Source organism: Ancylobacter amanitiformis, assembly GCF_030814815.1.
GTDB classification, from domain to species: Bacteria; Pseudomonadota; Alphaproteobacteria; order Rhizobiales; family Xanthobacteraceae; genus Ancylobacter; species Ancylobacter amanitiformis.
In genome coordinates, this window is the sequence record NZ_JAUSVR010000027.1 from 1 (window position 1) to 26,117 (window position 26,117).

The window sequence follows — 26,117 nt, forward strand, 5'->3', positions numbered from 1 at the left end:
AGTTCGAGGAGTTCCTCGTCGTCGACCTGGTCGCACTTGTTCAGGAACACCACCAGAGCGGGAACGCCGACCTGACGGGCGAGCAGGATGTGCTCGCGGGTCTGCGGCATCGGGCCGTCCGCCGCCGACACGACGAGGATCGCGCCGTCCATCTGCGCCGCGCCGGTGATCATGTTCTTCACATAATCCGCGTGCCCGGGGCAGTCGACGTGGGCGTAATGCCGGTTCGCCGTCTCGTACTCGACATGCGCCGTCGAGATCGTGATCCCGCGCGCCTTCTCTTCCGGCGCCTTGTCAATCTGGTCGTACGCCGTGAACGTCGCCCCGCCCGACTCAGCGAGAACCTTCGTGATCGCAGCCGTCAGCGACGTCTTGCCATGGTCGACGTGCCCAATCGTACCAATGTTGCAGTGAGGCTTCGAACGGTTGAACTTCTCTTTGGCCATGACCTGTTTTCCTTCAGCAACGTCCCGACGTCGCGAAAATCGGGGCGTGGGATAGGCGGTTTCCTGCAATTCCGCAAGTGCCGCGTTAAGTACCGCGTTTCGCATGCGCGCGCGAGAAGCTTGCCGCGCCCGTGGAGCCTGTCCCGCGCCGGGGGAGCCTGCCTGCGCATCGCGCGCGGTGGAGCCGCAGCGGCATTCAGCGGTGGGGGATGAAAGTTGGAGCGGGTGAAGGGAATCGAACCCTCGTCATCAGCTTGGAAGGCTGTTGCTCTACCATTGAGCTACACCCGCGAAGGTCGGGGTAAACATAGCAGCAATACGACGTGGTGGGGGAGGTAGGACTCGAACCTACGAAGGCATAGCCAGCGGATTTACAGTCCGCCCCCTTTGCCGCTCGGGACACTCCCCCAGGTCACTCAAGGCACGTCGTGGTGGCCGGAACTCCGGCCGCGGGAAGCATGTGGCGCCGAAGCACCGCCTCCCGTGAGGCGCGCTTTATGGTGAGGTGCCCCGGCCCTGTCAACCCCGCCGGCCCAACATCCCCTGCCCCGGCCTTCGCGCCTGTGGATCGAATTGCCAAGCCGGACGCGCCATGACAGAAGGCGGGGACACACAGAGCCAAGCCATGAACGATCGCCCCCGCCAGCCACCGGACCGCCCCAACGCCCCCTCGAAGCCGGGCTTCGATTCCGGCGCCCGCGCGGCCGGCAAGGCGCGACCGGCGAAGAACTGGCACGACAAGGGCGGAAAGCGCGGCCCTGACAGCCGGCGCGAGCGCCCTGCCGGCCGGCCTTTCGGCGAATGGCCGGAGGACGTCGCCATACTCTATGGCTGGCACAGCGTCACCGAGGCGCTGCGCAATCCACAGCGCCGCTTCCGCCGCCTGATGGCGACCGAGAACGCGCTGAAGCGGCTGCAGGACGAGTCAGTCCCGCTCAAGGTCGAGCCGCAGCTCGTGCGCCCCGGCGAAATCGACCGCCTGCTCGAATCGGACGCGGTGCATCAGGGCCTGTTCGCCGAATGCGATCCCCTGCCCTCGCTCACCCTTGAGGAAGCGGCCGAGAACGACCTCGTGCTGGTGCTCGACCAGATCACCGACCCGCACAATGTCGGCGCCATCGTGCGTTCCGCGGCGGCGCTCAAGGTGGGGGCCATCATCACCACCGCGCGCCACAGCCCCGCGGCGACCGGCGTGCTGGCCAAGAGCGCGAGCGGCGGGCTGGAGCATGTGCCGTTCTGCTTCGTCGGCAACCTCGCCCGCGCGCTGGACGACCTGAAGAAGCGCGGGGCGCAGGTGGTGGGGCTCGACAGCGAAGGCCCCGCCGATCTCGTCGACACGCCTCTGCGCGCGCCGGTGGCGCTGGTGCTCGGCGCCGAGGGCAAGGGGCTGCGCCAGCTGACGCGCCAGACCTGCGACACGCTCGCGCGCATCGACCTGCCCGGCGCCATTGTCAGCCTCAACGTCTCCAACGCGGCCGTGCTCGCCCTGCACATCGCCCGACGCGCCATCGGCGTGCGGAACTGAGCGCGCACAACCGGCACCGCTGACCGGAGCCGGCAACCGCTTCGCAGTGCAGCATCTGCCGCGTTACGACCAATTGCCAATCGTCAAACGCCACACTTTTCGCCAAGCTTTCCCGTGAGGCAGTGCAGGAATCAAAGAATTCCGCGCTCCACTGATCCGGGGAACGGCGCAAACCGATTTATTGCGGACCGTCACCGGGAGGAAACAGCCCGAGTGACCGGCGTTCCCGCAGGAACTCCCAAACTCGAACGACAGCACCGACGTGACTCCCAAGGCGGGAGTTCGCATTTCGACGCGCGCATTCTTGTGCGCGCCTGGCTATTCGCGCGGCATATTCTGGGGAAGGGAACGAACATGAGCGTAACGACGGCAGGTCCGACGACACGGTCCGGACCGATGACGCGGGAAGAGAGGAAGGTCATCATCGCCTCCTCCGCCGGCACGGTTTTCGAGTGGTATGACTTCTATCTCGCGGGCTCGCTGGCCGCGAATATCGCGATGACCTTCGTGCCCGGCAGCAATGACACGGCCAAGTTCATCTTCGTGCTGTTCGGCTTCGCGGCCGGCTTCGCGGTGCGCCCGTTCGGCGCGCTGTTCTTCGGACGCCTCGGCGACCTCATCGGCCGCAAGTACACCTTCCTCGTCACCATGACGCTGATGGGCATCGCCACCTTCGCGGTCGGCCTGCTGCCGAGCTACGAGACGATCGGCTATGCCGCTCCGGTGATCTTCATCATCTGCCGTCTGGCCCAGGGCCTTGCGCTCGGCGGTGAATATGGCGGTGCCGCGACCTATGTCGCCGAACACTCCCCGCATGGGCGGCGCGGCTTCTACACGTCGTGGATCCAGACCACGGCCACTGTCGGCCTGTTCCTGTCGCTGCTCGTCATCCTGACGCTGCGCCTGTCCATGTCGCCGGAAGACTTCAACGCCTGGGGCTGGCGCATTCCGTTCCTGCTGTCGATCATCCTGCTCGGCTTCTCGATCTGGATCCGCCTGCAGCTCAGCGAATCCCCGGCCTTCCAGAAGATGAAGGCGGAGGGCAGCCGCTCCAAGGCGCCGCTGACGGAGGCCTTTGGTCGCTGGTCGAATGCCAAGATCGCGCTTATCGCGCTGTTCGGCGGCACCGCCGGCCAGGCGGTCGTCTGGTACACGGGTCAGTTCTACGCGCTGTTCTTCCTGACGCAGACGCTGAAGGTCGACGGGACGACGGCAAACCTGCTGATCGCCGCCGGCCTGCTGATCGGCACGCCGTTCTTCATCCTGTTCGGCTGGCTGTCGGACAAGATCGGCCGCAAGCCGATCCTGATCGCCGGCTGCCTGATTGCCGCCGCCACCTATTTCCCGCTGTTCGAGAACATCGCCCGCATCGCCAATCCGATGCTGATCTCGGCGACGGAGAATGTGAAGATCGACATTACCGCCGATCCCGCCAATTGCGGCACGCTTTTCGACCCGGTGGGCGTGCGCGTCTTCACCCGTCCGTGCGACGTCTACCGCCGCACGCTGGCGACCAACTCGATGCACTATCAGCTGCTGCCCGGCCCGGCCGGCTCGCCGGTCGTCACCACGGTCAACGGTACGCCGGTGGTTATCGCCGACACCGACAAGAGCGGCGCCGCGATCGTCGCCGCAGCGCAGGCCGCCGGCTACCCGAAGGTGGGCGACCCGTCGATCCTCAAGCAGCCGACCATTGGCGGCGTGCTGAGCGACAGCCGCTCGCTCGCGGTCATCGGCCTGCTGTTCATCCTCGTGCTCTACGTGACGATGGTGTACGGCCCGATCGCCGCGCTGCTGGTGGAACTGTTCCCGACCCGCATCCGCTACACCGGCATGTCGCTGCCCTACCATATCGGCAATGGCTGGTTCGGCGGCTTCCTGCCGCCCACGGCCTTCGCCATCGTGGCGGCCTCCGGCAACATCTTCTCGGGCCTCTGGTATCCCATCATCGTGGCCCTGATGACCGTGGTGATCGGCGTGATCTTCCTGCCCGAGACCAAGGATCGCGACCTCGAGAACTGGCACTGAGCCTGATATCGGGCACAGGCGGCGTCGCGCCCGACCGGCGCGCCGCCGGAAGACCACAAGGCCATGGCGAACGACACGGCCACGGCGACCGACGCGTGTTCTTCAAGACGCGTGTTCTTCAAACGACAAGGCCCCGTCGCAGGACGGGGCCTTTTTCGTGTCCGCCACCCCTCGAGAAGGGTCCGCGGAATGGATCAGAGCGCCGCGGAAACGACGATCTCGACCTTGTAGTCCGGCGTGGCGAGCGCGGCCTCGACGGTGGCGCGGGCCGGCGTGTGGCCGGCGGCAACCCACGTGTCCCACTCCGCATTCATCTCGCCGAAGGTCGAGATATCGGCGAGGTAGATGGTGGTGGTCAGGATCCGGGTCTTGTCGGTGCCGGCTGCGGCCAGCAGCGCGTCGATCTGGTCGAGCACCGCCCTGGTCTGGGCGGCGACGCCGTCGCCCAGCGCAACCTGGCCCGCGAGATAGACGACGGAGCCGTGGACCACGGCCTGGCTCATGCGCGGGCCGACTTCGATTCTCTTGATGCTCATCTCAGCAAAACTCTGGTTCGACATGAAAAAACCGGCCGGCGCTGGGGAGCGCCGGCCGGTCTTGGTAGCACAGGAAGGCGTGCGACACGCCTATCGGGTGCCGATCACTGCGGGTTCATCCAGGCCTTGCCCATCGGCCCCATCGTGCCGATGTTGAAGATCTGCACGCGGCGGTTGATCGGATCATCCGGCTTGCCGGGCACCTGCAGCGCCTCCTGGCCGAGGCCGAGCGCCTCCAGACGGTCCGGCGAGACGCGGAACAGCGTCACCAGCGCCTGCACGATGGCGTCGGCCCGCTCCTGGCTGAGCTTGAGATTGTAGGCGCGGGTGCCGGTGGCATCCGTATTGCCGACCACCACGAACTTGTAGTTCCACAGGATCGGGTGGTGCATCGCGTCGGCGATCGAGCCCAGCGTCCCATAGGACTCGGGGCGAATGATCGACGAATTCAGCGCGAACTGGATCTGCACGGTGATCTGCGCCAGCTTGTCGAGCTTCTGCGCGATCGCCGACTTGTTCAGCCCGAGCGGCTGGTTCTGCGCCACCGCGTCCTGCGCCATCTTGCGCAGCAGTTCCACGGTCAGCGAGGGATCGTCATTGGTGACGCTCGACAGCCCCTGCAGGATCTGCTGGTTGTTGTCGGCGGTCTGGGCGCTGGCGCTCGTGGCGAGCGGAGCGGCGAGCGCGGCGGCGAGGGCAAGGCCCCCGACGAGACGGGTAAAGCGGGTCATGGTCTGTTTCATCCCCTCAGCGATGCCGTGTTCGTCAATTGGCCCAGCCGGCGTCGACCAGCGTCTGCTTGCAGGCAGGACGCACGACCTTCACCGAATCCAGCAGGCAGTCGAGGATGTTGGCATCGCCCGGCTTCACGCCCGAGCAGAACTGCTGCGCGCTCGCCGAGCACGCCTTGCCGGCATTCGCCTGCGCGGCGACGCGCTTGGCGATGCCGGTCTGAACGGCCGCGAAATCGTCGAAGCACTGGCGCGGCACCTGGTCCTGGTGCTGCGTGAGGCACTGCTGCATCTGACCGGTGCCGATATTCACCGTCGCGCAGAAGCGCTCGATCGACGGGCCGCAGCTCTTGGCGATCAGCGCGCCAGCCTGGGCATAGCTCATGGTCTGCGCGGATGCTGCGCCGGACGTCGCCGCAAGCACCAGCGCACCAAGCGCAAAGATGGTTCCCTTCATCACTATTCCCGCCTCCCAAGCGAGTGATCCCAGCGCGAAACAGCGCCAGCCCTCTGGCACGACGACACTCGCCGAACCATGCGTCAATCCTGTCGCAGAACCGCGCGTCATGCGCAATGACACACGTCACAGCACTCAAAATTCGTCGCGGGAAGCCCGACATGCCGCCAGGCGAGGCAGCGAAGGACGGCACGAAGCGCCGAATTGAGCGGGTCGCCCCACCGCCGCGCCCATTCGCCATCGCGGCACGCCTGCCCCGGAAGCTGCGGAAAAGCGCGGCAGGCTTGACCGAAGGGCCTCTGTGAGAGAAGAAAGCGCCGCCGTACTTCTCGGGGGACGTCACCAGACCCGGCACGCGACCATCGCTTCATGGGACCATCGATTGATGGAATGTCGCGTGGAGCGTCGCGGGCGCGAGAAAATCACCCCGGGAATATGCGTTTTGCCGGCGTAGCACAGCGGTAGTGCAGCGGTTTTGTAAACCGAAGGTCGGGAGTTCGATCCTCTCCGCCGGCACCACTCCCCGCGAGGGCGACGCCCACAGGCTCGCGCCTGCGCGCCGTCCTAAAGACGGTTACCGCCCATCCTGCCCGCGATCGGACATGGCGTCGAACGCCACGATCATCATCCCGGCAAAGCCGAGGACATACATGGCGGACACAACCGTGATCGGTTCGAAGCCGAGAATGCTCATGGCGGGATATCCGGCGAGATAATTCCAGCGAAGTGGTTCCAGCGAGGCGATGCCGGGAGATATGGTTGCTCGGCCCGATCCCGCGAGAGGGCGCGGATGAGCCGGCCGGCCTTTGCGCAATTTCCCCCCGCCACCGCCCGTGCGATCGCGCCACGCGGCAGCCGAATGACGCGCGAGCCGCCCGCCCCGCATGCCGCCGTCCTGAGGTTCGAAAGAGCGCAGGCCCGCCGGCGGGACAAGGCGGAACGGCGGCACGCGCAGACGGCATGTCATTTTCACGGCATGTCATTTTCTCGGCCTAAGGCACTGAGATTCCCGCGAATCAGCTATTGTCATCGCGAGATTCGGGCATTTGGGGATTCCGGCCATGCAATCCAAATGGCGTGCACCCGCCTGTTACATCGGCGTGGCGGTGATTTGCGCCATTTACCTCGTGGTCGTGCCCGGCGTCAGCGTGACCGACATCTGCGCCGGTGCCGGCCTCGGCGCTGCGGTGATGTGGGCGATCAACGAGTGGGAAACCGGCAAGTGGAACGTCGTGCTGCCCGGCGCGGCGGTCGCGGCGCAGGCTCCTCAGGCCGCCGTGGCGATGGCGGCCGAGGTGAATGATCCGGCGGCACTCGCTGAATACGAAGCGCGCCCCCGCGTTGATTCCGGTGTCGCCACGCGCGAGACGCTGGAAAAATGGGACGTCGACGACAGGGAGCCGGATTGGGATCCCTCGGCGCTGGCCGACACCTGGGCCAAGCTGCGCCGCGAACTCTCGCTCAAGTCCGGGCAAGGCAATGAAGCGGTCGCCCCCGATCTGCCGCGCACGGCGCAATTGGCCCGGCCAGGGCAGATTGCCGCCGCCACGTCCCTGATCCGGTCGGGTCAGTCGGCCGGCGCGGCTATCCGGCCGCAGGCTAATGGCCCCGCATCCGGCGGATCGCCGGCCAGCCGGTCCTCGGCTGCCCCCGCGCAGCCCGCGCGCCCGCTGGCGGGCAGCAAGGCCCCGCTGGGCAGCCTCGCCAAGGCCTATGCGAGCGGCCAGCGCAGCGCCCTCTCCGGCGGCACGGGCGGAAACTCCACGGTGTCGGCAGGTTCCAATCCGTCAGGCTCGGGCCTCACGGGATCCACTCTTACGAACCATGGCCCTTCGGGAAAAGCCGCTTCCGGCCTCGGATCGTCCGCCCCATCCGGGCAGGGCGGCGGGGCGGGTACGCCGGCGGCGAAGACGGCCTACCCTTCCAGCGGCAAGTTCGGCGGCGCCGCGACGGCGGCATCGGCCAGTTCGACCTCGCCGACCCGCAAGGCCCCGGCGGCGAAAGAGCCCCCCCGTCAGCCCGGCACATTCCTGCGGCCGCGCTGATCATCCCGGCTTTCCGGCGAGCCGATCGCGACGCCCCCTCAAGAACAAGGACGTCCCTTCAAGAACAAAGCCGCCCGGAGGCGAGAGCCATCCGGGCGGCTTTGTTTCACGGTGCGTTGTGTCAGATCGGGCGCGTAGCGCACGAGGCCTCGCGCCCGCCCGCCCGCAGCCGGCCGGGCGCCTCACTCGTCGTCGGAATAGCGCTCTTCCTTCCACGGATCGGCATGGTTGTGATAGCCGCGCTCCTCCCAGAAGCCGCGCCTGTCACCGGCGCGGAACTCGATCTGCTTCAGCCATTTCGCGCTTTTCCAGAAATAGAGATGCGGCACGACGAGGCGCACCGGCCCGCCATGCTCGACCGTGAGCGGCTTGCCCTCCCAGCTATGCACGACCAGCGCGTCTTCGGCGGCGAAGTCTTCCAGCGCGAGATTGGTGGTGTAGCCATCATAGGAATGCAGCACGACATGGGTGGCCGCAGGCCTGGGCATGACAAGATCGAGCAGGTCGCGCGTCGCCACCCCGTCCCAGCGATTATCGTAGCGCGACCACGTGGTGACGCAGTGAATATCGGTCACTTCCCGTGTCTGCTTCAGCGCGCCGAATGCCGACCAGTCCCATGAGACGGGATGCTCCACCTCACCCGTCACGTCCAGCCGCCAGTGGTCGAGCGGAATGCGCGGTTGCAGGCCGAGGTCCAGCACTGGCCAGTCGCGCACCAGATGCTGACCCGGCGGCAGCCGGTCGCTGTCCGGCCGGGTGACCTTGCCGGTCAGGAACTTGCCCTCGCGGGCCCAGCGCTGCTTGGTGGTGGTCAGCTTGCTGTCCGAGGGCAGGACTGCCCCATCCGTACCGGCCTGCGGCTGGCTTTCCTCAGTCATGATTCGGCTCCCTGCGTCGGGTTGCCGGCTTCGGCCCCGGATCGGGCCCGCCGAAAGATCGCGTGCGATCCTAGCATTGACCGGCGGCACGGCGTTTCGCAACACCACGCCGCCGGATCAATCCAACGTCAGAAACAATATGGCCGCGGCCGCGCCGACGCAGCATGTCGACGCGGCCGCGGAAGGTTAGTGCGCCGCCTTGCGCCGGCGATGGATCATGTTCAGGGCCTCGACACCGGCCGAGAAGGCCATGGCGGTGTAGATATAGCCCTTGGACACATGCGCCCCGAAGCCCTCGGCGATCAGCGTGGTGCCGATGAGCAGCAGGAAGCCCAGCGCCAGCATCACGATGGACGGGTTGCGGTTGATGAAATTGGCGAGCGGACCCGCCGCCAGCAGCATGGTCAGCACCGCGAAGACCACCGCGATCACCATGATCGGGATATGCTCGGTCATGCCGACGGCGGTGATGATGCTGTCGACCGAGAACACGAGATCCAGGATCAGGATCTGCACGATGGCGGCGCTGAAGCTGACCTGCAGAGAACCGCCCTCCATGGCGACCTGTTCGTCATGCGGCGCCATGGCATGGTGGATTTCCTTGGTCGCCTTCCACACCAGGAAGAGGCCGCCGGCGATCAGGATGATGTCGCGCCACGAGAACGGATGGCCGAACACGGTGATGACCGGCTCGACCAGCGTCACGATGATCGCCACCGTGCTGAGCAGGCCAAGGCGCATGACGAGCGCCAGCCCGATGCCGATACGCCGCGCGCGAGGACGGATATCCTCCGGCAGCTTGTTGGTGAGGATGGAGATGAACAGCAGGTTGTCGATGCCGAGCACCACTTCCATGGCGATCAGCGTGACGAGCGCCGCCCAGGCCGCCGGGCTCGCCGCAAGTTCAAGAAGATATTCCATGGGTCACTCTGCCGAAACGAGGGCCACAACGAAGACACGTGAAAGCGCGGGAACCACAGGCGTGGCTCCCGATGACATGACGACGATGGTCTGCAAGCAAGTCTCCTCTAGCCGGCGGGGATGTCGAGGCTAGATCCGACATCACACGAACGCCGGCGAGGCTCGCGTCAGAGGGGCCCGGATCGGGTAGACCCAATTTATGGCACGCTCGCCCGCATCGCAATGGGCAGGTCGCCGCTCCGATGCGACTAACGCTTTCGGGCGCGTCCTGTTCACCCTCGCCTGCCTGCTCCCCGCGCTTCACGCGCCGGCATGGGGAGACCTCCCGCGCGGGCTGACGACAACGCAGACCAGCCCTGTCGCCGCGCCGGGGGGCGAAGCGGCTGCGGAAGCGATCGCTCCGGCACGCGCGCGACCGCACGGACAGGACTCCGTGCCCGCCGCCCCGCCCGCCCCGCCCGCGACGGGCGCAGCTGAAGCCGATAAAACCGAGCCCGCCAATTCCAAGCCCGCCAATTCCGAGCCGGCCAAGCCGGATCTCGCCAAGCCGGATCCCGCCAAGCCCGCCACCACGGCCCCCGCGCCGGGCGCGCCGGGCGAGAGCGTCGAGCAGACACTATGCCGCATCATCGAGGCGGCGGCCGGCCGTCATGACCTGCCGGTCGCCTTTTTCACCCGGTTGATCTGGCGGGAGAGCGCGTTCCGCGCCGGGGCGATCAGCCCCAAGGGCGCGCAGGGCATCGCCCAGTTCATGCCCGGCACGGCAGCCGAGCGGGGCCTGGCCAATCCGTTCGATCCGGAAGCCGCCCTGCCCGCCTCGGCCGCGCTGCTGGCGGAGTTGCGGGAGCGCTTCGGCAATCTCGGGCTGGCGGCCGCCGCCTACAATGCCGGCCCTTCGCGGGTCGAGCGCTGGCTGTCGGGCCAAGGCGGCCTGCCGCTGGAGACGCAGGATTATCTCATCTTCATCACCGGCCGGGCGGCCGAGGACTGGGCCACGGATCGCGCCAGGCCGGCGGCCACGAACGAGGCGGCGGGCCGCGTGGCAGCCGGTGAACGGACGCCGGGCGCGGCCGTCATATCATCCGCGACGCCCGCGAGCGCGGCGGCGTCGGCGACCGCCTCGATGCCGGAAACAAAATCGGCACTCGTCCCGACATCCACGCCGGGACGAGCGGCACCTGTGGCAGCGGCGCTGCCGCTCGGGCCGGCCGGCTGCATCAGTGTGACCGCCGCCCTGCGGCGCGGCGGCGGCGAAGTGGCGCAGGAGATCGCCGCCGTCACCGCGCCCTGGGGGGTCCAGCTCTCGGGAAATTTCTCAAAAGCACGGGCACTCGCGAGTTATCAACGTACGCAGAAACGCTTCGCCGCGCTGCTGGAAGGCACGCAACCCATGATCATCGGTGCGCGGCTGCGCTCACGCGGCGCGCGCACCTTCTACAGGGTGCGCGTCGCCCAGCCCAGCCGCCAGGCCGCGCAGGCCTTGTGCAGCCGGCTGCGGGCCATTGGCGGCGCCTGCATCGTCCTGCCGAGTTGAGCCTTGAGCGGAAGCGACATGGTACTTGTCTGCCGGCGACATCGGCTTTCTCAACCCGCGCACGCATGTCATCGTTCGTTCATCGGCCCGAACTAGAGCGAACGCGGTTTCGCCGTTGAGGCCAAGGGAGGTATTTATGACCCGTTTTTCCCGCCGCGATCTGATGAAGGCCGGCGCGCTCGCCGTCGCCGCGCCGGTCGTGCTGCGCGCCCATGATGCGCTCGCCAGCTCCGGCTCGGTCGACGTCTACGCCTGGGGCGATTATTTCGACAAGAACACCCTTCTCGCCGATTTCACCAACGCCACCGGCGTGAAGGTGAACCTGTCGACCTACGGCTCCAACGAGGAAGCCGAGAACAAGCTGCGCGCCGCCGGCGGCAAGGGCTTCGACCTGCTGTTCCCCTCGGTCGACACCGGCCCGAACTACTACAAGGACGGCCTGCTGCAGCCGATCGACGAGGCCAAGTTCAAGGCCGCGCAGGTCATCCCCTCGATCTACCGCAACTCGCTGACCCTCGGAGCGGCCTATCGCGGCAAGCGCTATCTCGTGCCGTTCGACTGGGGCACCGAAGGCATCACCTGGGATTCCTCGAAGTTCCCCGACAAGAAGTCGGGCGAGATTTCCTATGGCGACATGTGGCTGGCCGGCCACCCCAAGCAGACCGCCATCCGCCAGAAGTCGGTGTTCAACGGTGTCGCGCTCTATCTCGACGCCACCGGCGAGCTGAAGTCCGACCGCGGCCTCGACCTCTACAAGTCGGAAGCCGAAAGCCGCCGCGTGTTCGAGGGCGTGCTGAAGTACCTGGTCGCCCACAAGGGCAATATCGGCGCCTACTGGAACAACGCGACGGAAGCGACCGCGGCCTTCACCGACGCCGGCGCCACCATCGGCCAGACCTGGGACACCACCGGCATCCTGCTGCACCGCAAGACCGACAAGAAGTGGCGCTACGGCATGCCCAAGGAAGGCGGCCTCGCCTGGACCGACACGCTGGCCATTCCCGCCGGCGCGGCGAATCTCGAACAGGCCTATGCGCTGGCGAACTTCCTCTACCAGCCGGAAATCGCCGCCAAGTTCGCCAACACGACCGGCTATAACAGCGCCGCCGCGGGCGCTGGCCAGTATCTCTCGGCCGAGGCGCGCGAGGATTTCGAGGCGGCCTATCCGGCCGGCACCATCGACAACCTGTTCTGGTGGCCGATGCAGACCGACTTCTACGCCAAGCTGCGCGCCGAATATGTCGAGAAGCTGACCAACAGCTGACGACGGACGGGGGCCGGCTCGCCCGGCCCCCGCGCTTTCCCCTAACCAGCGTCGTCCCCGGCAGATTCCGGGGATCCGGCCTCTTCGCGGACGCCCCGCGATGGCGTGGACGGCCGGGATCCGCCCGGTCGGGACGACGAACATTGTGGCTTATGGCTCTTCAATGCGCGGCAAGGACGTCCGTCTCGACAAGGTCTCGATCCGCTTCGGCGATTCGACCGCCGTACAGCCCACCGATCTCGCCATCCATGCGGGAGAGTTCTTCTCCATCCTCGGCCCCTCCGGCTGCGGCAAGACCACGATCCTGCGCACCATTTCCGGCTTCATCGAGCCGACCGACGGGCGCGTGCTGATCGGCGGCGAGGACATGGTGGGCAAGGGCCCCAATGAACGCCCCACCGCGCTCATCTTCCAGAATCTCGCGCTGTTCCCGCTGATGAGCGTGGCCGAGAATGTCGCCTTCGGGTTGGAAGCGCGCGGCATCGGCAAGGCCCAGCGGCTGAAGCGCGCCCAGGAACTGCTGGAACTCGTCGCGCTCGACCAGTATGGCGACAAGAAGCCGGCCGACCTCTCGGGCGGCCAGCGCCAGCGTGTCGCCATCGCCCGCGCGCTCGCGGTGGAACCCTCGGTTCTGCTGCTCGACGAGCCGCTCTCGGCGCTCGACCTCAAGCTGCGCCAGCACATGCGCACTGAGTTGCGTTCGATACAGAAGCGCGTCGGCATCACCTTCATCTACATCACCCACGACCAGGGCGAGGCGCTCGCCATGTCCGACCGCGTGGCGGTGATGAGCCGCGGCCGGCTGGAGCAGGTGGCCGATGCGGACACGCTCTATGCCGAGCCGGCGACGCCCTTCGTCGCCACCTTCGTGGGCGAGCAGAACGTGCTGCGTGGCCGGATCACCACTCTTGCCGACGACGTGGCGAGCGTGGAGACGCCCATCGGCCTCGTCACCGGACGCGCCAAGGGCGCGCTCAAGGTCGGCGATGAGGCACTTGTCATGGTGCGGCCGGAGCGCATCTCGCTCGGCGCCTCCAACGCCAATACGGTTCCCGCCCGCCTCGTCTCGCGCAACCTCGAAGGCCCCTCGGTCAATCTCCTGTGCGCCGCCGCCGGCCAGAACTTCACCGTGACGGTGCCGAACGGCCCGGCGGTGCGCGATCTGCCGGAAGAACTGAACCTGTCCTTCGGCCTGGCGGACGCGCTGGTCTATCCGATGGGAGCCTTGGCCCATGGGTAGCCTCGCCCGCGCCTATGGCCGCCCGCTCGCGCTGACCCTCACCGCCATCCTGGTGCTGTGGATCCTCGCGCTGATCCTCGTGCCGCTCGGCGCCATGGTGCAGCAATCGCTGTGGTGGAAGGATTCCGCCGGCGACCTGTCCCTCACCATCGACCGGCTCTACAACGACATCGCCACGCTGCAGCTCGATGCCGGCAACGCGACCGACGCGGCGAAGAAGGCCGCGCTCGACGCCGAGATCGCCACCAAGCAGGGCGAGGCGACGGCGCTGGAGGCGCAGGAACTGAATCCGGGCAAGCAGTGGGGCCTCGACAATTTTACCCGCATGAGCAGCCTGCACCTCTACATCTTCGTGCGCACCATCCTCTATGCGCTGATGGTGACGGCACTGGCGCTCATCGTCTGCTACCCCGTCGCCTATGTGGTGGCGCTGGCCTCGGGGCCGCGCAAGGCGATCATCCTCACCGTCGCGCTGATCGTGCCCTATGCCATCAATGAATTGCTGCGCGTCTATGCCTGGCTGATGATCCTCGACTATCGCGGCGTCATCAACGGCGTGCTCGGCTGGTTCGGCGTCGTCGACCTCGACAATCGCGGCTGGATTCCCTTTCTGGAGAACCCGTCCGCCGTCTTCCTCGCGATGATTTACACCTATGTCCTGTTCATGGTGTTCCCGATCGTCAACACGCTGGAAACGCTGGATCGCAACCAGATCGAGGCGGCGCGGGACCTCGGCGCCTCGACCGCGCGCATCCACCGGCGGGTGATCATTCCCCATGCCAAGCCGGGCATCGCGGTGGGCTGCATCATGACCTTCATGCTGTCGGCCGGCTCCTATTCGGTGCCGGCGATCATGACGCGCGGCCAGGGCGGCGACTGGTTCAGCCAGCTGGTCTACCGGCAGTTCTTCGAGAGCAACAACTGGAACATGGGCTCGGCCTATGCCGTGTCGCTGCTCGTCGTGTGCACCGCCTTCATCCTCCTCATGATGCGCTTCTTCGGCGTCGGCCTCAGGGACATCGCGAAATGAGCACCGCGACCGACAGCCCGGGCGCCCGGCTGATCCTGAACATCTATATCGGCCTGTTCGTCCTTTACCTCTTCCTGCCGCTGGCGGTGATGTCGGCGGCGGCGTTCAACAGCTTCGACTACCCGTCCGTCACGCAGTGGCGCGGCTTCACGCTGAAATGGTTCGTGGCGCTGGCGAATGACCAGCGCCTGCTGCAGGGGCTGGTGAACTCGGTGCTGGTGGCGCTCGGGGTCATCGTGGTGTCGATCCCCGCCGGGCTTTCCGGCGCGCTCATCCTCACCCGGCTCGGCCAGCGCTCGGGCACGGTGCTCTATTCCGTGCTGGTCTCGCCGGTGCTGACGCCGGGCATCATCCTCGGCATTTCCAGCCTCATCTTCTGGCGGGAATTCGGCGTGCCGGGCGGTCTGTTCGTCGCCGTCATGGCGCAGTCGAGCTTCATCGCCTCCTATGCGATGCTGCTGTTCCTCGCCCGCCTGCAGCGGCAGGACCGCACGCTGGAAGAGGCGGCGCTGGATCTGGGCGCCAGCCACACGCTGGTGTTCCGCCGCATCACCCTGCCCTTCCTGGCACCCACCGCCTTCACCGCGGCGGTGGTGGCCTTCCTGCAATCCTTCGAGAACTACAACACCACCGTCTTTGCCATTGGCGGCGAGTGGACTTTGGTGACGGAGATCGCGTCGCGCCTGCGCTTCGGGCTCTCCCCTGTCATCAATGTGGTGGGCGTCATCTTCGTGGTGCTGACCCTGCTGGCCGCCACCACCTATGTGTTGCTGAAAGGCAAGCCCAAGCGCGCATAATGCAGCCGCACGCCCTCGGGGCGGGAACATCGTACCGGATCATCCCTAGGTATGATTGAGCCCGCCCGGACCGCTTCCTAGGCCAGTAAGCGGATATCCGGCGAGGGAGGGCGACATGGAATCAGCTATCCATGACGCCTCCCGTTCAGCGAGGGTGGCGGCGATGATGCGCTACGGTCTGTTTCTTCTGGCGAGCGGGGTTGCGCTCGCCATCACAAGCCCTGCCCGCGCGGGTGACACCAGCATCGGCGGCACCTTCACCACCGAGCGCGGACCGGAGGATTTCAGCGCCACCACCGGCACGGACTGGCAGATCGACGCGGCGCACTCCTTCGACAACAAGGTCTCGATATCCGGCGCGGTCAAATATTACGACACCGCCGGCACGTCGAACTCAAAGACCAACGCGCAATTCGGGGTCGGCTACACCTATGATCTGGGCAAGCTCGCGCTGACCGGCACGGTCGGCATCGGCCAGCATTTCATTCATTCCGACGATTCCCGCAGCTTTCCCTATTATTACCTGACACTCGCCGGCGCGGTTCCGATCAGCGAGAAATGGAGCTGGACAATGTTCCGGCTGCGCTACCGCAACGCCTTCGACACCTCGAACGAGTATGACACGCCCGAGGTCGCCACCGGCGTCAGCTACAAGGTGGACGCGCATAACAGCGTGTCGCTTTTCATCGAGCGCGACTGGTCGAACGGCAATCCGAGCTATACCGGCATTGAAGTCGGGTACCGCTACCGCTTCTGAACAGGCTCACCCGAACGTGAAGCGGCATCTCGTGACCCTCTGACGTTACGCCACTAGCCTGCGGCGCCGCGTCCGATCGTGTCGGTCCGCCAATCACGGAGCCAGAGATGACCCACACCTCCCGCCGCCAGATTCTCGCCGCAGCCGCCAGCCTGCCGGTGCTCTCCGCCGCCCTGCCGCTGCTGTCGCTGAGCGCCACGCCGGCGCGCGCGCAGACTTCGGCCGGCCAGCAGGTGCCCAGCCTCTATCGCTACAAGGTCGGCGATATCGAGGTCACGGTCGTGAACGATGGCGTGCGCACCTTCCCGCTGCCGGACGGCTTCGTGAAGAATGCCAGCCGCGACGAGATCAACGCCGCACTGACGGCCGGCTTCCAGCCCAAGGACACCCTCTCGATCCAGTTCAACCCGCTGCTCATCAATAGCGGCGGCAAGCTGACCCTGATCGACACCGGCAACGGCCCGCAGACCGGCAATTCCACGGTCGGCAAGCTGCCGGCCAATCTCAACTGGGCCGGCGTGAAGGCGGCGGACATCGATTCCGTGGTCATCACCCATTTCCACGCCGACCACATCAACGGGCTGCGCACGTCCGAGGGCGGGCTGGCATTCCCCAATGCGGAAATTCTCGTACCCGCCGCCGAATGGGCCTATTGGACCGACGAGGGCGAGATCAGCCGCGCGCCGGAAGGGCGCAAGGCCGCGTTCGAGAATGTCCGCCGCGTCTTCAAGGACATTGACAGCCGCGTGAAGCGCTACGAGTGGGACAAGGAAGTCGTGCCCGGCCTCACCGCCGTCAACGCGGTCGGCCACACGCCGGGCCATACCGCGCTCGTCCTTGCCTCGGGCAACGACAAATTGTTCATCCAGGCCGACACCACCAACATTCCGATCCTGTTCGCCGCCCATCCGGAATGGCAGGTGCAGTTCGACATGGACCCGGCCAAGGCCATCGAGACCCGCCGGCGCATCTACGACATGGTCGCCGCCGAGCGCCTGCAACTCACCGGCTATCACTACCCCTTCCCGGCCACCGGCTTCATCGAGAAGGCCGGCAATGGCTACCGGGTCGTGCCGGCGACGTGGAACCCGGCACTCTGAGCGCAGGACCGCGACGGCGCCGGAGGCCTCACCTCGCCTCCGGCTGCGCTCCGGGGAAATATTCCGTATGCGTCTCGCCGGAACGGCCGACATAGAGCACGCGCTGGCCGGGGAACGAGACGAGATAACCAGCACAGCCGGCCTCCGCCACCTTGGCGCAGAAGCCGCGATAGGTGTAACCCGGCACCTTCTGCTGGGCCTCGCGGATCGCATCCCTTACCTGCGGCGCATCGAAACGGGCGGCCACCGGCCTTGAGGGCGCGGCCTCAAGGGTGATCGCCGCGCCATCGGGCCGGTAGAAAATGCGCGTGCCGGCGCGAAGGTCCACCCCATAGCCGTCGAAGCCGGCCTCCATGAGGATGGCGACGCTTTCAGGAAAGCTCATCGTGTCGGATTCCGAACCGTCGAGCGTCGTCTGGGCAATGCGGGTCCAATCGTCGGTCATGCCGACCTCCCTGTAGCTTGATGTTGCATAGGCGTTTTGCTCGGGCGTGTTGCTCGCGCGCCGTCAGTCCACGGGCTGCGATCGCAGGCCGCGCCGTTCGACAAGGTCGCGCAGCATATTCAGCAGCGCCGCGCGATCCGCCGCCGCCAGATGGTCGAAGAATTCCGCATCATTGGCGTCCGCCAGCGCGGCGAGTTCGGGCACCAGGGCCCGGCCGGCGGGCGTCAGCGCCAGCGTCTGCGCGCGTCCGTCCGCGGGATCCGCGGTCCGCGCGAGCAGGGATTTGGCGATGAGCCGGTCCGCCAGCTTGGTCACGGCGCCGCGCGTCATGCCGATCCGCTCGGCCAGCCGGCTCGGCGCCAGCCGCTCCACCTCGAACAGATGCCGCATCACCACCCATTCCGCGACCGTGACGCCGTGCACCTCCACCTTGCGCGCGAAAGCGTGGGACACATGGTTGGAGACGTAGCGCAGCCAATAGCCGAGATGGTCCGTCAGTTCGGAAGCGGGAAGGTTCATGCATCACCATTTGATTGCCTGGGAAACTACATCATTTGATTTCCTAGTCAACCATATTGCATCCGCCTGGCGCGCCCTCCCCGTGGCCCGGTTCCCACGCCGGCAGCTGCCCGTTTTCCGCCATGGGCTGGAGACGGCCCCGCTTGCCTGCTATGTGTCCGGACGAAGCCTGAACCGCATGAGTACCCAAATGACCGATACCCTGCCCGACCGCCTGTCCAGCGACCCGACCAGCCCCTTCTACGACGCGACCCTGCTGGAGCGCGGCATCGGCATCCGCTTCAAGGGCGTCGAGAAGACCAATGTCGAGGAATATTGCGTGAGCGAGGGCTGGGTGCGCGTCTCGGTCGGCAAGGCCAAGGACCGCGCCGGCAATCCGATGACGGTCAAGCTCAAGGGCGAGGTCGAGCCCTATCTGCGCGAGCCTCCGGCGGCCTGATCATTCCTGCGTCTCTTCCTCGATCCAGTCGAGATGGTCGAGATCGCCCCCCACGACCGGCAGGAAGAGGATGGCGGGAGCGTCCTGGGGGTGGCGGGCCCGCACCGCCTGGGCAACCGGCTCGGCGAGGTCGTCGCGGGTGGTGAACAGCAGCACCGTCTCTTCCGCCCGCTCCACATCGCCGCGCCAGCGATAGATCGACACCATTCCTGGCAGGATGTTCACGCAGGCGGCGAGACCGTCGGCGACGATCGCCCGGCCGGCCGCTTCCGCCTCGACGGCGCTGGGCCAGGTCGTGTAGATCATCACGGTGCCGGAGCCGCTTCCCCGCGCCGCCATCCTCACCCCCGTGTCCCGGGCCATGCTCATGAACGAAGCCGCCCGCCCCGCACCGGAATCGCTGGAGGATACCGGCGTTCCGCAAGCATATGACCGAATCGCCTTTGTCGCGAGCGATGCACCCGACGCCCAGAAGGCCCTGCTCCAGCTGAGCGACCGCTACGGCAACAGCGCGGAGGAGGAAGCGGATATCGTGGTGGCGCTTGGCGGCGACGGCTTCATGCTGCAGACGCTGCACCGTTTCCGCGATACCGGCACGCCGATCTACGGCATGAACCGGGGCTCGGTCGGCTTCCTCATGAACAGCTACCGGCAGGAGGACCTGCCCGCGCGCATCGCCGCCGCGCAGCGTGTGGTCATCCATCCGCTGATGATGGAGGCGACCGACGTGAACGGCCGGGTTCATCGCGCCCCCGCCATCAACGAGGTCTCGCTCATCCGCCAGTCCTACCAGGCGGCCAAGCTGCGCATCGCCATCGACGGCAAGGTGCGCATGGAGGAACTGATCTGCGATGGCGTTCTCGTCGCCACCCCCGCCGGCTCCACCGCCTATAATCTCTCCGCGCAGGGGCCGATCCTGCCGATCGGCACGCCGCTTCTGGCCATCACGCCCATTTCCGCCTTTCGCCCGCGGCGCTGGCGCGGCGCATTGGTGCCGGACCGCGCGCGCGTGGATATCGCGGTGATGGAATCGGAGAAGCGGCCGGTCAACGCCACCGCCGACCACTTCCAGGTGCTCAACGTGGTCGCCGTGCGGGCGCGGCTCGACCGGGGCTCCTCGCTCACCATGCTGGTCGATCGCGACCACTCCATGGAAGAGCGTATCCTGCGCGAGCAGTTCGGCTGAGGCGCGCCGCCCGCGTCGCGCAATGATGCCGCGCTTGTTCAGGCGGCGATGACACCCTGCTGCGGGGTGCGCGCCTCTTCCGCCTCGCTGCGCCAGCGGCGCAGGATGCCGAGCAGGCGGTTGCCGTCCGGCGTCAGCCCGTCATGCTCGTACTGGCCGATGACCCGGTCGACGATCCGGCGCTTGAGCCCGAGCGCCTCGTCCTGCTCGTCGAGATAGCTCTCGCCCTGCACCAGTTCCAGCGCGGTGCGGAAGGCGACATAGGCGCCGCGCGGCAGGCCGAGCCGGTCATAGAGCGTGCGGAAGGAACGGCCGGAGCGATCCGCCACCATGGCGGCGACCTGTTCGGTCGGCAGGTCCGAGAGCACCGACACCATTTCGAGGAACAGGCGCAGCTGGCCCGAGAGCAGCGCCCGCAATGCCAGCCCGGACGTGAGCGCGCCGCGCCGGCCCAGTTGCTCGACCACCGCGCGCACGTCCACAGTCGCGCCGACGCGCGCGCGCGGCGCGGCACCCATGGTCTCGCGCTCGCACGCCTCGCCTGCCGCATGGGCGGCATCGGCCGGCGAGAGCCAGCGCCGTTCGCTGACAAAGCTCGACAGCGCCCCCGCCACCACGCGGATCAGCGCCTGATGTGCCGCTGGCGGCAGGCCAGGCCGCTCCAGCAGCGCCTCGCGCATCTCGCTCACATGGCCGAAGCGCGACACGATCCGCCCGAGCGCGAAACCGGGAACATCGGCTCCCGCATTCAGCACCAGCATGAGACAGGCACGCGAATCGCCCACTTCCGCCAGCACGGCGGCAACCGCCGCCGGCAGCCGCGTCCGCGAGGCGATGGCAGCCCGGCGCGCATCATTGCCGGCGATCGCGAAGCCGATCAGTTCGTCCTCGTTCAGCACGGGGGATTCCGCGAGCATTTCCTCGCCCGGCGCGCCGTCCAGATCGGCGAGCATCATCACGACATGCGCCGGCACCAGCGGATGCCGGCTCAGCGCGCCGGCCAGCGCGGCGCGCACCACAGGCGAGATATCGGCGGCGAGCAGCGGCAGCACCGCCTCGATCTCGGCGCGGTCGACGGCGCCGATATCGGAGCGCAGATAGACCTGGGCAAGGGCAGCCGTCGCCTTCGCGCGCGCCTCATCCGGCGCCGTCTGGGCCCACTGCAAGAACTGACGCACGATCATGGCAGGTCCCCATCGTCTCATCGAATGAAGCGATGATGACATCGGGCTGTTTAAGAAAGCGTTGACCATAATCGCGCCCGCCACGCGGCGCCCGCTGCATGCCCCCCTTGGTCCGACGGCGCAAGGTCAGTCGCCGCTGCCCTCGTCGGTATTGACGCTCGGGGGCGCGGCCTGCTCGCCCACCAGCACTTCCAGCGGCGCGTTGACCCCGGCCTCCACGCTGAAATCCTTGGAATAGGTCTTGCCGTCCTGCCGCGCCACGGCGGTGTACTGGCCCTCGGTCAGCATGAAGACCGGCTGCGCATTGGCCGATTCCTTCACCGCATCGCCGCCCGGCGACAGAACGGACCATTGCACGTCCTGCATCGGCGCGCCCCCGGCCGAGCTGGCCAACCGGAAGGACAGTTCCGCCGCGCGATGGTGCAGCGTGGCGTCCGTCACCTTGCCGGGACTGACGGTGAGATCGGCCTGAATCACCGCATTGCCGTCGCCATAGGTCGAGACGACGTAATAATCGCCCGCCGGCAACACGACGAGATCGCCGGCATTGGCGCCCCGGAAGAACGGCCGGCTGGAGGTGCGCCCCTGCAGGAAGCTGCCCTCGAAAATGTCGAAGCTCACCTTCTGCGACGGGATCGGCTTGTCCAGCACGTCGGCATGCAATTGCACCCCGCCCGCCGGGATGATGATCTGCTCGCGGCGCGACTCGCCCCCCACCGCAATGCGGCGCGCCACGCTGGCCAGGCCATAGCTGACATGCACGACATAGCCGCCGGGCGAGAGGAAGAACACCGGCGCCGGGTCCGTCGCCTCGGCGACGAGCGGATAGGCGCCCGACGCCTCGGGCTGGTCCGCGAATACCCGCCAGACGAGACCGCTCGGCACCAGCGGGTCTTTTTGGCCGAAGCGCGCGCTCATCCCGATCGCCGCCTTGCCGGGCGGAGGCTGCGGCAGGATCGTGTGGGGATCGCCCAGCGGAACGCCGGGCAGCGCGGTCTGCGGCAGTTTGGAGCCGCCGACATTGGGCGCCGCCCCACCCGGCGACGCCCGCCCGGCGGTGCCGGCCGGCGCCGTGGTGCCGACAAAGGGCATCGCCTGTCCGATGGTCGCCGCGGGTGCCGGTGTGGTTGGGATGATCTGGGCCGTGCCCGGCAGTGTCGACAGCAGGAGCACGAGACCCGCCAGCCCACCGGCGGCGCGGATGCGGGCGGGAGGCAGGACGGTTGCGGCGCGGGGGCGAAGCGAATGCGGCATGCCGGTTTGGTGCCCGCAAACAGGGGCGAATTCAAGTCGGCGCGACCGACTTGGCGAGACGATCGGTGGGGCGCCGCTCTGGCGGTAGCACCTTGGTCGCGCGGGCGCGACGTGCTACCGCGTGAGCCCAAAGGAAGGCCATGATGACCGACGCACTCACGCTTCTGAGCACACGCAAGAGCCCGAAGGTGTTCGACCTCGCGGCGCCCGGCCCCTCGCCCGCCGAGCTGGACCAGATTCTGGCCATCGCCTCCCGTGTGCCCGACCATGGCAAGCTCGCCCCCTGGCGCTTCATCGTGTTCGAGGGAGACGGCCGCGCGCGCGCCGGCGAGGTCATCGCCGGGGTGTTCGTTAACGACAACCCGGAGGCCGACGCCGACCGCGTGGCCATCGAGCGGAGCCGGTTGATGCACGCCCCGCTCGTCGTCGCGGTGGTCTCCAGGGCCGGCGCCCATGCCAAGGTGCCCGAATGGGAGCAGACGCTGTCCGGCGGCGCGGCGGCCACGCTGGTGGTGCTGGCGGCGCACGCGCTCGGCTATGCCGCGACCTGGCTCACGCAATGGTACTCCTACGACGCGCGGGTGCGGGCGGGCCTCGGTCTTGGCGAGGGCGAGCGCATTGTCGGCTTCGTGCATGTCGGCACGCTCGCGCGCCCGCAGGAAGACCGCCCCCGGCCCCCGCTGGCGGATATCGTCACGAGGTTCTGAGCCATGTTCTACGAGCCCCGCCGCCGCAATCACGGACTGCCGCACAACCCGCTCAAGGCGATCGTCGCACCGCGGCCGATCGGCTGGATCTCGACCCTCTCCGCCGACGGGGTCGCCAATCTCGCCCCCTATTCGTTTTTCAATCTGGTGAGCGAAACGCCCGACATCGTCATGTTCTCCAGCCACGGGCTGAAGGACACGGTGCGCAATGTGATGGCGACCGGCGAATTCGTCTGCAACCTCCCCACGCTGGAACTGATGGAGGCGGTAAACCTCTCCTCGAAGCCCATCTCGCCCGAGGAGAGCGAATTCGAGCTTGCCGAGCTTGAGCGCGCACCCTCGCGGCTGGTCAAACCGCCGCGCGTCGCCGCCGCGCCCTGCGCGCTGGAATGCGTGTGGATCGAGACCACCGAACTGCGAGACCGGCACGGGGCGACGACCGGCCGGCACATCACCTATGGCGAGGTGATCGGCGTGCATGTCGACGAGGCCTATGTCGAGGACGGCCGGTTGCGCACCGACAGGATGCACGCGCTCGCCCGCTGCGGCTATTTCGACTATGCGTGGGTGGAGACGCTGCGCTCGGTCCCGCGTCCGACATGAGCGAAAGCGCCGATTACACCCCGGATGTGCCGGATCACACCGAAAGTGATCGCCAACGGGCTATTTCTTACTCACCTCACGGCGACGGCAACAACTTATTTACCATAAACGCATTAATGTACCGGGAACGGATTGCTGGAGGCTTTTGAAACATGCGTGGTCTAGATCGTCGTGCCGTGCTCGGCTTTTCTCTGGCCGGCTTCGCACTTGCACTCGGGGGATGCCAGCGCACGACCACGGCCAGCGCGCCGCTGTCGCCCATTTCCAGCAGCTACGCCGCCATCCAGCCGATGAACGTCTCGCCGGCCAGCAATTACGGCCCGGTGAATGATCGCTTCCCGATAGAGGCCTTCGATACGGCCGAGATCGACCCGACCTATCTGCGGCGCGAAGTGCCCTACGCCACCACGGAGGCGCCCGGCACCATCGTCATCGATCCGCGCGAGCACTTTCTGTATTACGTGATGCCCGGCGGCATGGCGATGCGCTATGGCGTGGGCGTCGGCAAGGAAGGCTTCAGCTGGTCCGGCACGGCCACCATCAATTCCAAGCAGGAATGGCCGGACTGGTACCCGCCGAAGGAAATGATCGAGCGTCGTCCCGACATCAAGTCGCAGCTCTCCCAGCTGCAGAGCGGCCAGGGCGTCGCCGGCGGCGTGCGCAATCCGCTGGGCGCGCGCGCCATGTATCTCTGGCAGAACGGCAAGGATACGCTGTACCGCATCCACGGCACGTTGGAACCCGACACGATCGGCACCAACGTCTCCTCCGGCTGCATCCGCATGATCAATCAGGATGCGATCGACCTCTACAACCGCGTCACCGTCGGCACCAAGGTGGTCGTGCAGGGCGCGCGCGCCGGCGCGTGACGCCGGACGGGCGGTTCCGTCGTTAAGACGGGTTGCCGCCCGCCGGTTGCGATGCGACCTTCCGCATGGCGGGAGACAGCATCATGAGCGGTCGAATCATTACCATCGCCCAGCAAAAGGGCGGATCGGGCAAGACGACGCTCGCGGCGCATCTGGCCGTTGCGCTCTGGCGCGGCGGCGGGCGGGTGGCCTTGCTGGACTGCGACCCGCAAGGCAGCCTCGGCGAATGGTACGAGGCACGCGAGCAGACGCTCGGCGAGGCGGGCACCGGCCTCTCCTTCCGCACCGCGAGCGGCTGGGGCGCGCGACGCGAGGCCCGCTCGCTCGCGCGAGACTATGACTTCATCGTCATCGACACCCCGCCGAAATCCGACGTCGAATCGCGCCCGGCCATCGAGGTCGCCTCGCTCGTCGCCATTCCCGTGCAGCCGACCCCCATCGACCTCTGGGCGACCCAACCGACGCTGGACATGGTGGCCAAGGAAGGCGTGCCCTCGCTGCTGGTCATCAACCGCGCCCAGCCGCGCGCGGGACTGACGCAGGAGATCACCGAGGCCATCCGCGCGCTCGGCCATCCCGCCGCCAGCGTCCGGCTCGGCAATCGGGTCGACTTCGCCGCCAGCATGGGCGAGGGCCTGACCATCATGGAGACCACACCCGGCAGCAAGGGCGCCGAGGAGGTCGATGCCCTCGCCGCCGAACTGAAAACCCACCTGCGCGACTGAGGCGCGGGTGGCGCGGCCGCATGCACCGGGACGCCCCGCCGCCGGCAATGCCGTTCGCGGTGCGAAGGCGCGGCCTTCGCGAGGCGGCCATCACCTTCAACGATTTCGACACGGTGGTATTTTTGCGGATCGGCGCGCGACGCCGGGCCTGCGCGCCATCCGATCACGGACGGACGGAATGGCGAGTGGCAGCGATATACCGCGCCTTCAATACGCTAGCACCTTTTGTTCAAGCGCCTCCCGAGATGCCGCCGGGTTGGGGAACCCCGGCGCGCGCCTGACGTTGACATTCGGGTTCAGCGCCGCGTCCGCCAGTTCGTGGTGTGAGGCGGGCGGACCACGCATGAGAACGGAGACGTACCATGACGAAATTTATCGCTGCTTCCGCCGCCCTGGCGACCATCGCCATGCTGGGCTTCGCCGCCGGCGCCCAGGCGCAGACCTATGCCGCGCCCCATTACGCGCAGCCGGCGCCGGGCTATCCGTCCCCCATGGTCGTCGAGGGGCGCAATTCCGGCTACATGACCCAGGACGAGGCCCAGCGCTATGTCCCGGAACCCTATGCGACCGGCACCTATCTCGGCCCCTCGCCCTACCCCAAGAATCCGGGCGTGGAACCCTACATCGCCAAGCAGGTCGATCGGGACCAGCGCGGCGACTGACGCCGCTCGGCGCTTCGCACGCCCTCTTTGCTCGATGCCGGGCGCGGGACCGGAAGTCCCGCGCCCGGCGCATTCTTTGCGGCCCAGCCGTTGCATCCTGCCGCCACGCGGTTGACGTGTGCGGCTCGTCACGGCAATCAGGGGAGAGCTTTCCGTTCGGCAAGTCAAAATTCATAGCCGCGGCTGTAGGTTCGCGACTTCCTCGGGTCCGCGATTCGTTCGCGGTACTCTGGTC

At 67.2% G+C, this 26,117-nt stretch carries 28 protein-coding genes and 3 tRNA genes; 18 read left to right on the top strand and 13 right to left on the bottom strand.

Features of this window, described 5'->3' with window-relative positions:
- The 3 genes from QOZ99_RS21095 to QOZ99_RS21105 all read right to left on the bottom strand — a co-directional run.
- A partial coding sequence (locus tag QOZ99_RS21095; RefSeq protein WP_306891971.1) for a GTP-binding protein occupies positions 1-446 on the bottom strand: 446 nt, incomplete at its 3' end.
- A gap of 217 nt (positions 447-663) precedes the next feature.
- Positions 664-737: transfer RNA gene (locus QOZ99_RS21100), tRNA-Gly, on the bottom strand.
- Positions 738-770: 33 nt separating this feature from the next.
- Positions 771-855: transfer RNA gene (locus QOZ99_RS21105), tRNA-Tyr, on the bottom strand.
- Between the two features lie 216 nt (positions 856-1,071).
- On the opposite strand from QOZ99_RS21105, the gene QOZ99_RS21110 reads away from it, so the two are divergent.
- Together QOZ99_RS21110 and QOZ99_RS21115 are read left to right on the top strand one after the other, a co-directional pair.
- Entirely contained in the window at positions 1,072-1,971 is a 900-nt protein-coding gene (locus QOZ99_RS21110; RefSeq protein ID WP_306891972.1) for a TrmH family RNA methyltransferase, read from the top strand.
- Between the two features lie 354 nt (positions 1,972-2,325).
- Complete coding sequence (locus QOZ99_RS21115) at positions 2,326-3,999, top strand: MFS transporter (protein ID WP_306891974.1); 1,674 nt, start codon at positions 2,326-2,328, stop codon at positions 3,997-3,999.
- Between the two features lie 194 nt (positions 4,000-4,193).
- Here QOZ99_RS21115 and QOZ99_RS21120 read toward each other — a convergent pair whose 3' ends face one another.
- The 3 genes from QOZ99_RS21120 to QOZ99_RS21130 form a co-directional block, all read right to left on the bottom strand.
- Positions 4,194-4,535, bottom strand: a complete 342-nt coding sequence (locus QOZ99_RS21120; RefSeq protein WP_306891975.1) for a RidA family protein — start codon at positions 4,533-4,535, stop codon at positions 4,194-4,196.
- 104 nt (positions 4,536-4,639) lie between these two features.
- Positions 4,640-5,266 (bottom strand): OmpA family protein, encoded by a 627-nt coding sequence (locus QOZ99_RS21125; RefSeq protein ID WP_306891976.1) that lies wholly within the window; start codon positions 5,264-5,266, stop codon positions 4,640-4,642.
- Between the two features lie 34 nt (positions 5,267-5,300).
- Positions 5,301-5,723, bottom strand: coding sequence for a hypothetical protein (locus QOZ99_RS21130; RefSeq protein ID WP_306891977.1), 423 nt, complete (start codon positions 5,721-5,723; stop codon positions 5,301-5,303).
- A gap of 444 nt (positions 5,724-6,167) precedes the next feature.
- Here QOZ99_RS21130 and QOZ99_RS21135 point away from each other — a divergent pair.
- Together QOZ99_RS21135 and QOZ99_RS21140 are read left to right on the top strand one after the other, a co-directional pair.
- Positions 6,168-6,242 (top strand) — tRNA-Thr (locus QOZ99_RS21135).
- Positions 6,243-6,784: 542 nt separating this feature from the next.
- Positions 6,785-7,768: a hypothetical protein gene (locus QOZ99_RS21140; RefSeq protein WP_306891978.1), complete on the top strand. Its 984-nt coding sequence runs from the start codon at positions 6,785-6,787 to the stop codon at positions 7,766-7,768.
- A gap of 182 nt (positions 7,769-7,950) precedes the next feature.
- On the opposite strand, the gene QOZ99_RS21145 is transcribed toward QOZ99_RS21140, so the two are convergent.
- Both QOZ99_RS21145 and QOZ99_RS21150 read right to left on the bottom strand, forming a co-directional pair.
- The gene (locus QOZ99_RS21145) at positions 7,951-8,646 is read right to left on the bottom strand and encodes a sulfite oxidase-like oxidoreductase (RefSeq protein WP_306891979.1); all 696 of its coding nucleotides are present in this window, start codon (positions 8,644-8,646) and stop codon (positions 7,951-7,953) included.
- 186 nt (positions 8,647-8,832) lie between these two features.
- A complete protein-coding gene (locus QOZ99_RS21150) occupies positions 8,833-9,567 on the bottom strand; it encodes a TerC family protein (protein WP_183192146.1) in 735 nt (244 codons plus the stop codon).
- Positions 9,568-10,000: 433 nt separating this feature from the next.
- Here QOZ99_RS21150 and QOZ99_RS21155 point away from each other — a divergent pair, with 433 nt between their 5' ends.
- From QOZ99_RS21155 to QOZ99_RS21185, 7 genes are all read left to right on the top strand, one after another.
- The gene (locus tag QOZ99_RS21155; RefSeq protein ID WP_306891980.1) at positions 10,001-11,101 is read left to right on the top strand and encodes a lytic transglycosylase domain-containing protein; all 1,101 of its coding nucleotides are present in this window, start codon (positions 10,001-10,003) and stop codon (positions 11,099-11,101) included.
- Between the two features lie 136 nt (positions 11,102-11,237).
- The gene (locus QOZ99_RS21160) at positions 11,238-12,365 is read left to right on the top strand and encodes an extracellular solute-binding protein (RefSeq protein WP_306891981.1); all 1,128 of its coding nucleotides are present in this window, start codon (positions 11,238-11,240) and stop codon (positions 12,363-12,365) included.
- 163 nt (positions 12,366-12,528) lie between these two features.
- Positions 12,529-13,605 carry an ABC transporter ATP-binding protein gene (locus QOZ99_RS21165; protein ID WP_306891982.1) on the top strand — a complete coding sequence of 359 codons (1,077 nt, stop codon included), beginning with the start codon at positions 12,529-12,531 and terminating at the stop codon, positions 13,603-13,605.
- The gene (locus tag QOZ99_RS21170; protein WP_306891983.1) at positions 13,598-14,635 is read left to right on the top strand and encodes an ABC transporter permease; all 1,038 of its coding nucleotides are present in this window, start codon (positions 13,598-13,600) and stop codon (positions 14,633-14,635) included. The genes QOZ99_RS21165 and QOZ99_RS21170 overlap by 8 nt, the downstream gene beginning before the upstream one ends.
- On the top strand, positions 14,632-15,432 hold the full coding sequence (locus tag QOZ99_RS21175) for an ABC transporter permease (RefSeq protein WP_183192142.1): 801 nt from the start codon (positions 14,632-14,634) through the stop codon (positions 15,430-15,432). Before QOZ99_RS21170 ends, QOZ99_RS21175 begins: the two co-directional genes overlap by 4 nt.
- A gap of 115 nt (positions 15,433-15,547) precedes the next feature.
- Positions 15,548-16,189: an outer membrane beta-barrel protein gene (locus tag QOZ99_RS21180; protein ID WP_306891984.1), complete on the top strand. Its 642-nt coding sequence runs from the start codon at positions 15,548-15,550 to the stop codon at positions 16,187-16,189.
- A gap of 107 nt (positions 16,190-16,296) precedes the next feature.
- The gene (locus QOZ99_RS21185; RefSeq protein WP_306891985.1) at positions 16,297-17,289 is read left to right on the top strand and encodes an MBL fold metallo-hydrolase; all 993 of its coding nucleotides are present in this window, start codon (positions 16,297-16,299) and stop codon (positions 17,287-17,289) included.
- A 28-nt stretch (positions 17,290-17,317) separates the two neighbouring features.
- Here QOZ99_RS21185 and QOZ99_RS21190 read toward each other — a convergent pair whose 3' ends face one another.
- The gene (locus QOZ99_RS21190) at positions 17,318-17,734 is read right to left on the bottom strand and encodes a DUF1398 domain-containing protein (protein ID WP_306891986.1); all 417 of its coding nucleotides are present in this window, start codon (positions 17,732-17,734) and stop codon (positions 17,318-17,320) included.
- A gap of 63 nt (positions 17,735-17,797) precedes the next feature.
- Positions 17,798-18,253, bottom strand: a complete 456-nt coding sequence (locus QOZ99_RS21195; protein ID WP_306891987.1) for a MarR family winged helix-turn-helix transcriptional regulator — start codon at positions 18,251-18,253, stop codon at positions 17,798-17,800.
- A gap of 190 nt (positions 18,254-18,443) precedes the next feature.
- Between QOZ99_RS21195 and QOZ99_RS21200 the strand changes: the two genes are divergently transcribed.
- Positions 18,444-18,692: a DUF3297 family protein gene (locus QOZ99_RS21200; RefSeq protein WP_183192137.1), complete on the top strand. Its 249-nt coding sequence runs from the start codon at positions 18,444-18,446 to the stop codon at positions 18,690-18,692.
- Here the strand turns inward: QOZ99_RS21200 and cutA are convergent, their stop codons facing one another.
- Positions 18,693-19,061, bottom strand: a complete 369-nt coding sequence (cutA, locus tag QOZ99_RS21205) for a divalent-cation tolerance protein CutA (protein WP_306891988.1) — start codon at positions 19,059-19,061, stop codon at positions 18,693-18,695. It abuts the gene before it with no gap.
- On the opposite strand from cutA, the gene QOZ99_RS21210 reads away from it, so the two are divergent.
- Complete coding sequence (locus tag QOZ99_RS21210; protein WP_306891989.1) at positions 19,060-19,878, top strand: NAD kinase; 819 nt, start codon at positions 19,060-19,062, stop codon at positions 19,876-19,878. The two genes, cutA and QOZ99_RS21210, sit on opposite strands and share 2 nt — an antisense overlap.
- 38 nt (positions 19,879-19,916) lie before the next feature.
- Here QOZ99_RS21210 and QOZ99_RS21215 read toward each other — a convergent pair whose 3' ends face one another.
- Together QOZ99_RS21215 and QOZ99_RS21220 are read right to left on the bottom strand one after the other, a co-directional pair.
- Positions 19,917-21,062: a DUF2336 domain-containing protein gene (locus QOZ99_RS21215; RefSeq protein ID WP_306891991.1), complete on the bottom strand. Its 1,146-nt coding sequence runs from the start codon at positions 21,060-21,062 to the stop codon at positions 19,917-19,919.
- A 126-nt stretch (positions 21,063-21,188) separates the two neighbouring features.
- Positions 21,189-22,316, bottom strand: coding sequence for an RgsD C-terminal domain-containing protein (locus QOZ99_RS21220; RefSeq protein WP_306891993.1), 1,128 nt, complete (start codon positions 22,314-22,316; stop codon positions 21,189-21,191).
- A 143-nt stretch (positions 22,317-22,459) separates the two neighbouring features.
- Here QOZ99_RS21220 and QOZ99_RS21225 point away from each other — a divergent pair, with 143 nt between their 5' ends.
- From QOZ99_RS21225 to QOZ99_RS21245, 5 genes are all read left to right on the top strand, one after another.
- Entirely contained in the window at positions 22,460-23,023 is a 564-nt protein-coding gene (locus QOZ99_RS21225) for a nitroreductase family protein (protein WP_306891994.1), read from the top strand.
- A 3-nt stretch (positions 23,024-23,026) separates the two neighbouring features.
- The gene (locus tag QOZ99_RS21230) at positions 23,027-23,626 is read left to right on the top strand and encodes a flavin reductase family protein (RefSeq protein WP_306891995.1); all 600 of its coding nucleotides are present in this window, start codon (positions 23,027-23,029) and stop codon (positions 23,624-23,626) included.
- Between the two features lie 152 nt (positions 23,627-23,778).
- Positions 23,779-24,495, top strand: coding sequence for a L,D-transpeptidase (locus QOZ99_RS21235; protein WP_306891996.1), 717 nt, complete (start codon positions 23,779-23,781; stop codon positions 24,493-24,495).
- Between the two features lie 83 nt (positions 24,496-24,578).
- Positions 24,579-25,220, top strand: coding sequence for a ParA family partition ATPase (gene parA / locus QOZ99_RS21240; protein ID WP_306891997.1), 642 nt, complete (start codon positions 24,579-24,581; stop codon positions 25,218-25,220).
- Between the two features lie 362 nt (positions 25,221-25,582).
- The gene (locus QOZ99_RS21245) at positions 25,583-25,882 is read left to right on the top strand and encodes a hypothetical protein (protein WP_306891999.1); all 300 of its coding nucleotides are present in this window, start codon (positions 25,583-25,585) and stop codon (positions 25,880-25,882) included.
- Positions 25,883-26,117: the final 235 nt, after the last annotated feature.

Coding starts and splice junctions, on each gene's coding strand:
- QOZ99_RS21130 (WP_306891977.1), bottom strand. CDS start 5,723: ATGAAGGGAACCATCTTTGCGCTTGGTGCGCTGGTGCTTGCGGCGACG.
- QOZ99_RS21215 (WP_306891991.1), bottom strand. CDS start 21,062: ATGATCGTGCGTCAGTTCTTGCAGTGGGCCCAGACGGCGCCGGATGAG.
- parA (WP_306891997.1), top strand. CDS start 24,579: ATGAGCGGTCGAATCATTACCATCGCCCAGCAAAAGGGCGGATCGGGC.
- QOZ99_RS21235 (WP_306891996.1), top strand. CDS start 23,779: ATGCGTGGTCTAGATCGTCGTGCCGTGCTCGGCTTTTCTCTGGCCGGC.
- QOZ99_RS21170 (WP_306891983.1), top strand. CDS start 13,598: ATGGGTAGCCTCGCCCGCGCCTATGGCCGCCCGCTCGCGCTGACCCTC.
- cutA (WP_306891988.1), bottom strand. CDS start 19,061: ATGAGCATGGCCCGGGACACGGGGGTGAGGATGGCGGCGCGGGGAAGC.
- QOZ99_RS21140 (WP_306891978.1), top strand. CDS start 6,785: ATGCAATCCAAATGGCGTGCACCCGCCTGTTACATCGGCGTGGCGGTG.
- QOZ99_RS21160 (WP_306891981.1), top strand. CDS start 11,238: ATGACCCGTTTTTCCCGCCGCGATCTGATGAAGGCCGGCGCGCTCGCC.
- QOZ99_RS21245 (WP_306891999.1), top strand. CDS start 25,583: ATGACGAAATTTATCGCTGCTTCCGCCGCCCTGGCGACCATCGCCATG.
- QOZ99_RS21195 (WP_306891987.1), bottom strand. CDS start 18,253: ATGAACCTTCCCGCTTCCGAACTGACGGACCATCTCGGCTATTGGCTG.
- QOZ99_RS21230 (WP_306891995.1), top strand. CDS start 23,027: ATGTTCTACGAGCCCCGCCGCCGCAATCACGGACTGCCGCACAACCCG.
- QOZ99_RS21225 (WP_306891994.1), top strand. CDS start 22,460: ATGACCGACGCACTCACGCTTCTGAGCACACGCAAGAGCCCGAAGGTG.
- QOZ99_RS21185 (WP_306891985.1), top strand. CDS start 16,297: ATGACCCACACCTCCCGCCGCCAGATTCTCGCCGCAGCCGCCAGCCTG.
- QOZ99_RS21110 (WP_306891972.1), top strand. CDS start 1,072: ATGAACGATCGCCCCCGCCAGCCACCGGACCGCCCCAACGCCCCCTCG.
- QOZ99_RS21190 (WP_306891986.1), bottom strand. CDS start 17,734: ATGACCGACGATTGGACCCGCATTGCCCAGACGACGCTCGACGGTTCG.
- QOZ99_RS21120 (WP_306891975.1), bottom strand. CDS start 4,535: ATGAGCATCAAGAGAATCGAAGTCGGCCCGCGCATGAGCCAGGCCGTG.
- QOZ99_RS21220 (WP_306891993.1), bottom strand. CDS start 22,316: ATGCCGCATTCGCTTCGCCCCCGCGCCGCAACCGTCCTGCCTCCCGCC.
- QOZ99_RS21175 (WP_183192142.1), top strand. CDS start 14,632: ATGAGCACCGCGACCGACAGCCCGGGCGCCCGGCTGATCCTGAACATC.
- QOZ99_RS21145 (WP_306891979.1), bottom strand. CDS start 8,646: ATGACTGAGGAAAGCCAGCCGCAGGCCGGTACGGATGGGGCAGTCCTG.
- QOZ99_RS21165 (WP_306891982.1), top strand. CDS start 12,529: ATGCGCGGCAAGGACGTCCGTCTCGACAAGGTCTCGATCCGCTTCGGC.
- QOZ99_RS21210 (WP_306891989.1), top strand. CDS start 19,060: ATGAACGAAGCCGCCCGCCCCGCACCGGAATCGCTGGAGGATACCGGC.
- QOZ99_RS21180 (WP_306891984.1), top strand. CDS start 15,548: ATGGAATCAGCTATCCATGACGCCTCCCGTTCAGCGAGGGTGGCGGCG.
- QOZ99_RS21200 (WP_183192137.1), top strand. CDS start 18,444: ATGACCGATACCCTGCCCGACCGCCTGTCCAGCGACCCGACCAGCCCC.
- QOZ99_RS21115 (WP_306891974.1), top strand. CDS start 2,326: ATGAGCGTAACGACGGCAGGTCCGACGACACGGTCCGGACCGATGACG.
- QOZ99_RS21150 (WP_183192146.1), bottom strand. CDS start 9,567: ATGGAATATCTTCTTGAACTTGCGGCGAGCCCGGCGGCCTGGGCGGCG.
- QOZ99_RS21125 (WP_306891976.1), bottom strand. CDS start 5,266: ATGACCCGCTTTACCCGTCTCGTCGGGGGCCTTGCCCTCGCCGCCGCG.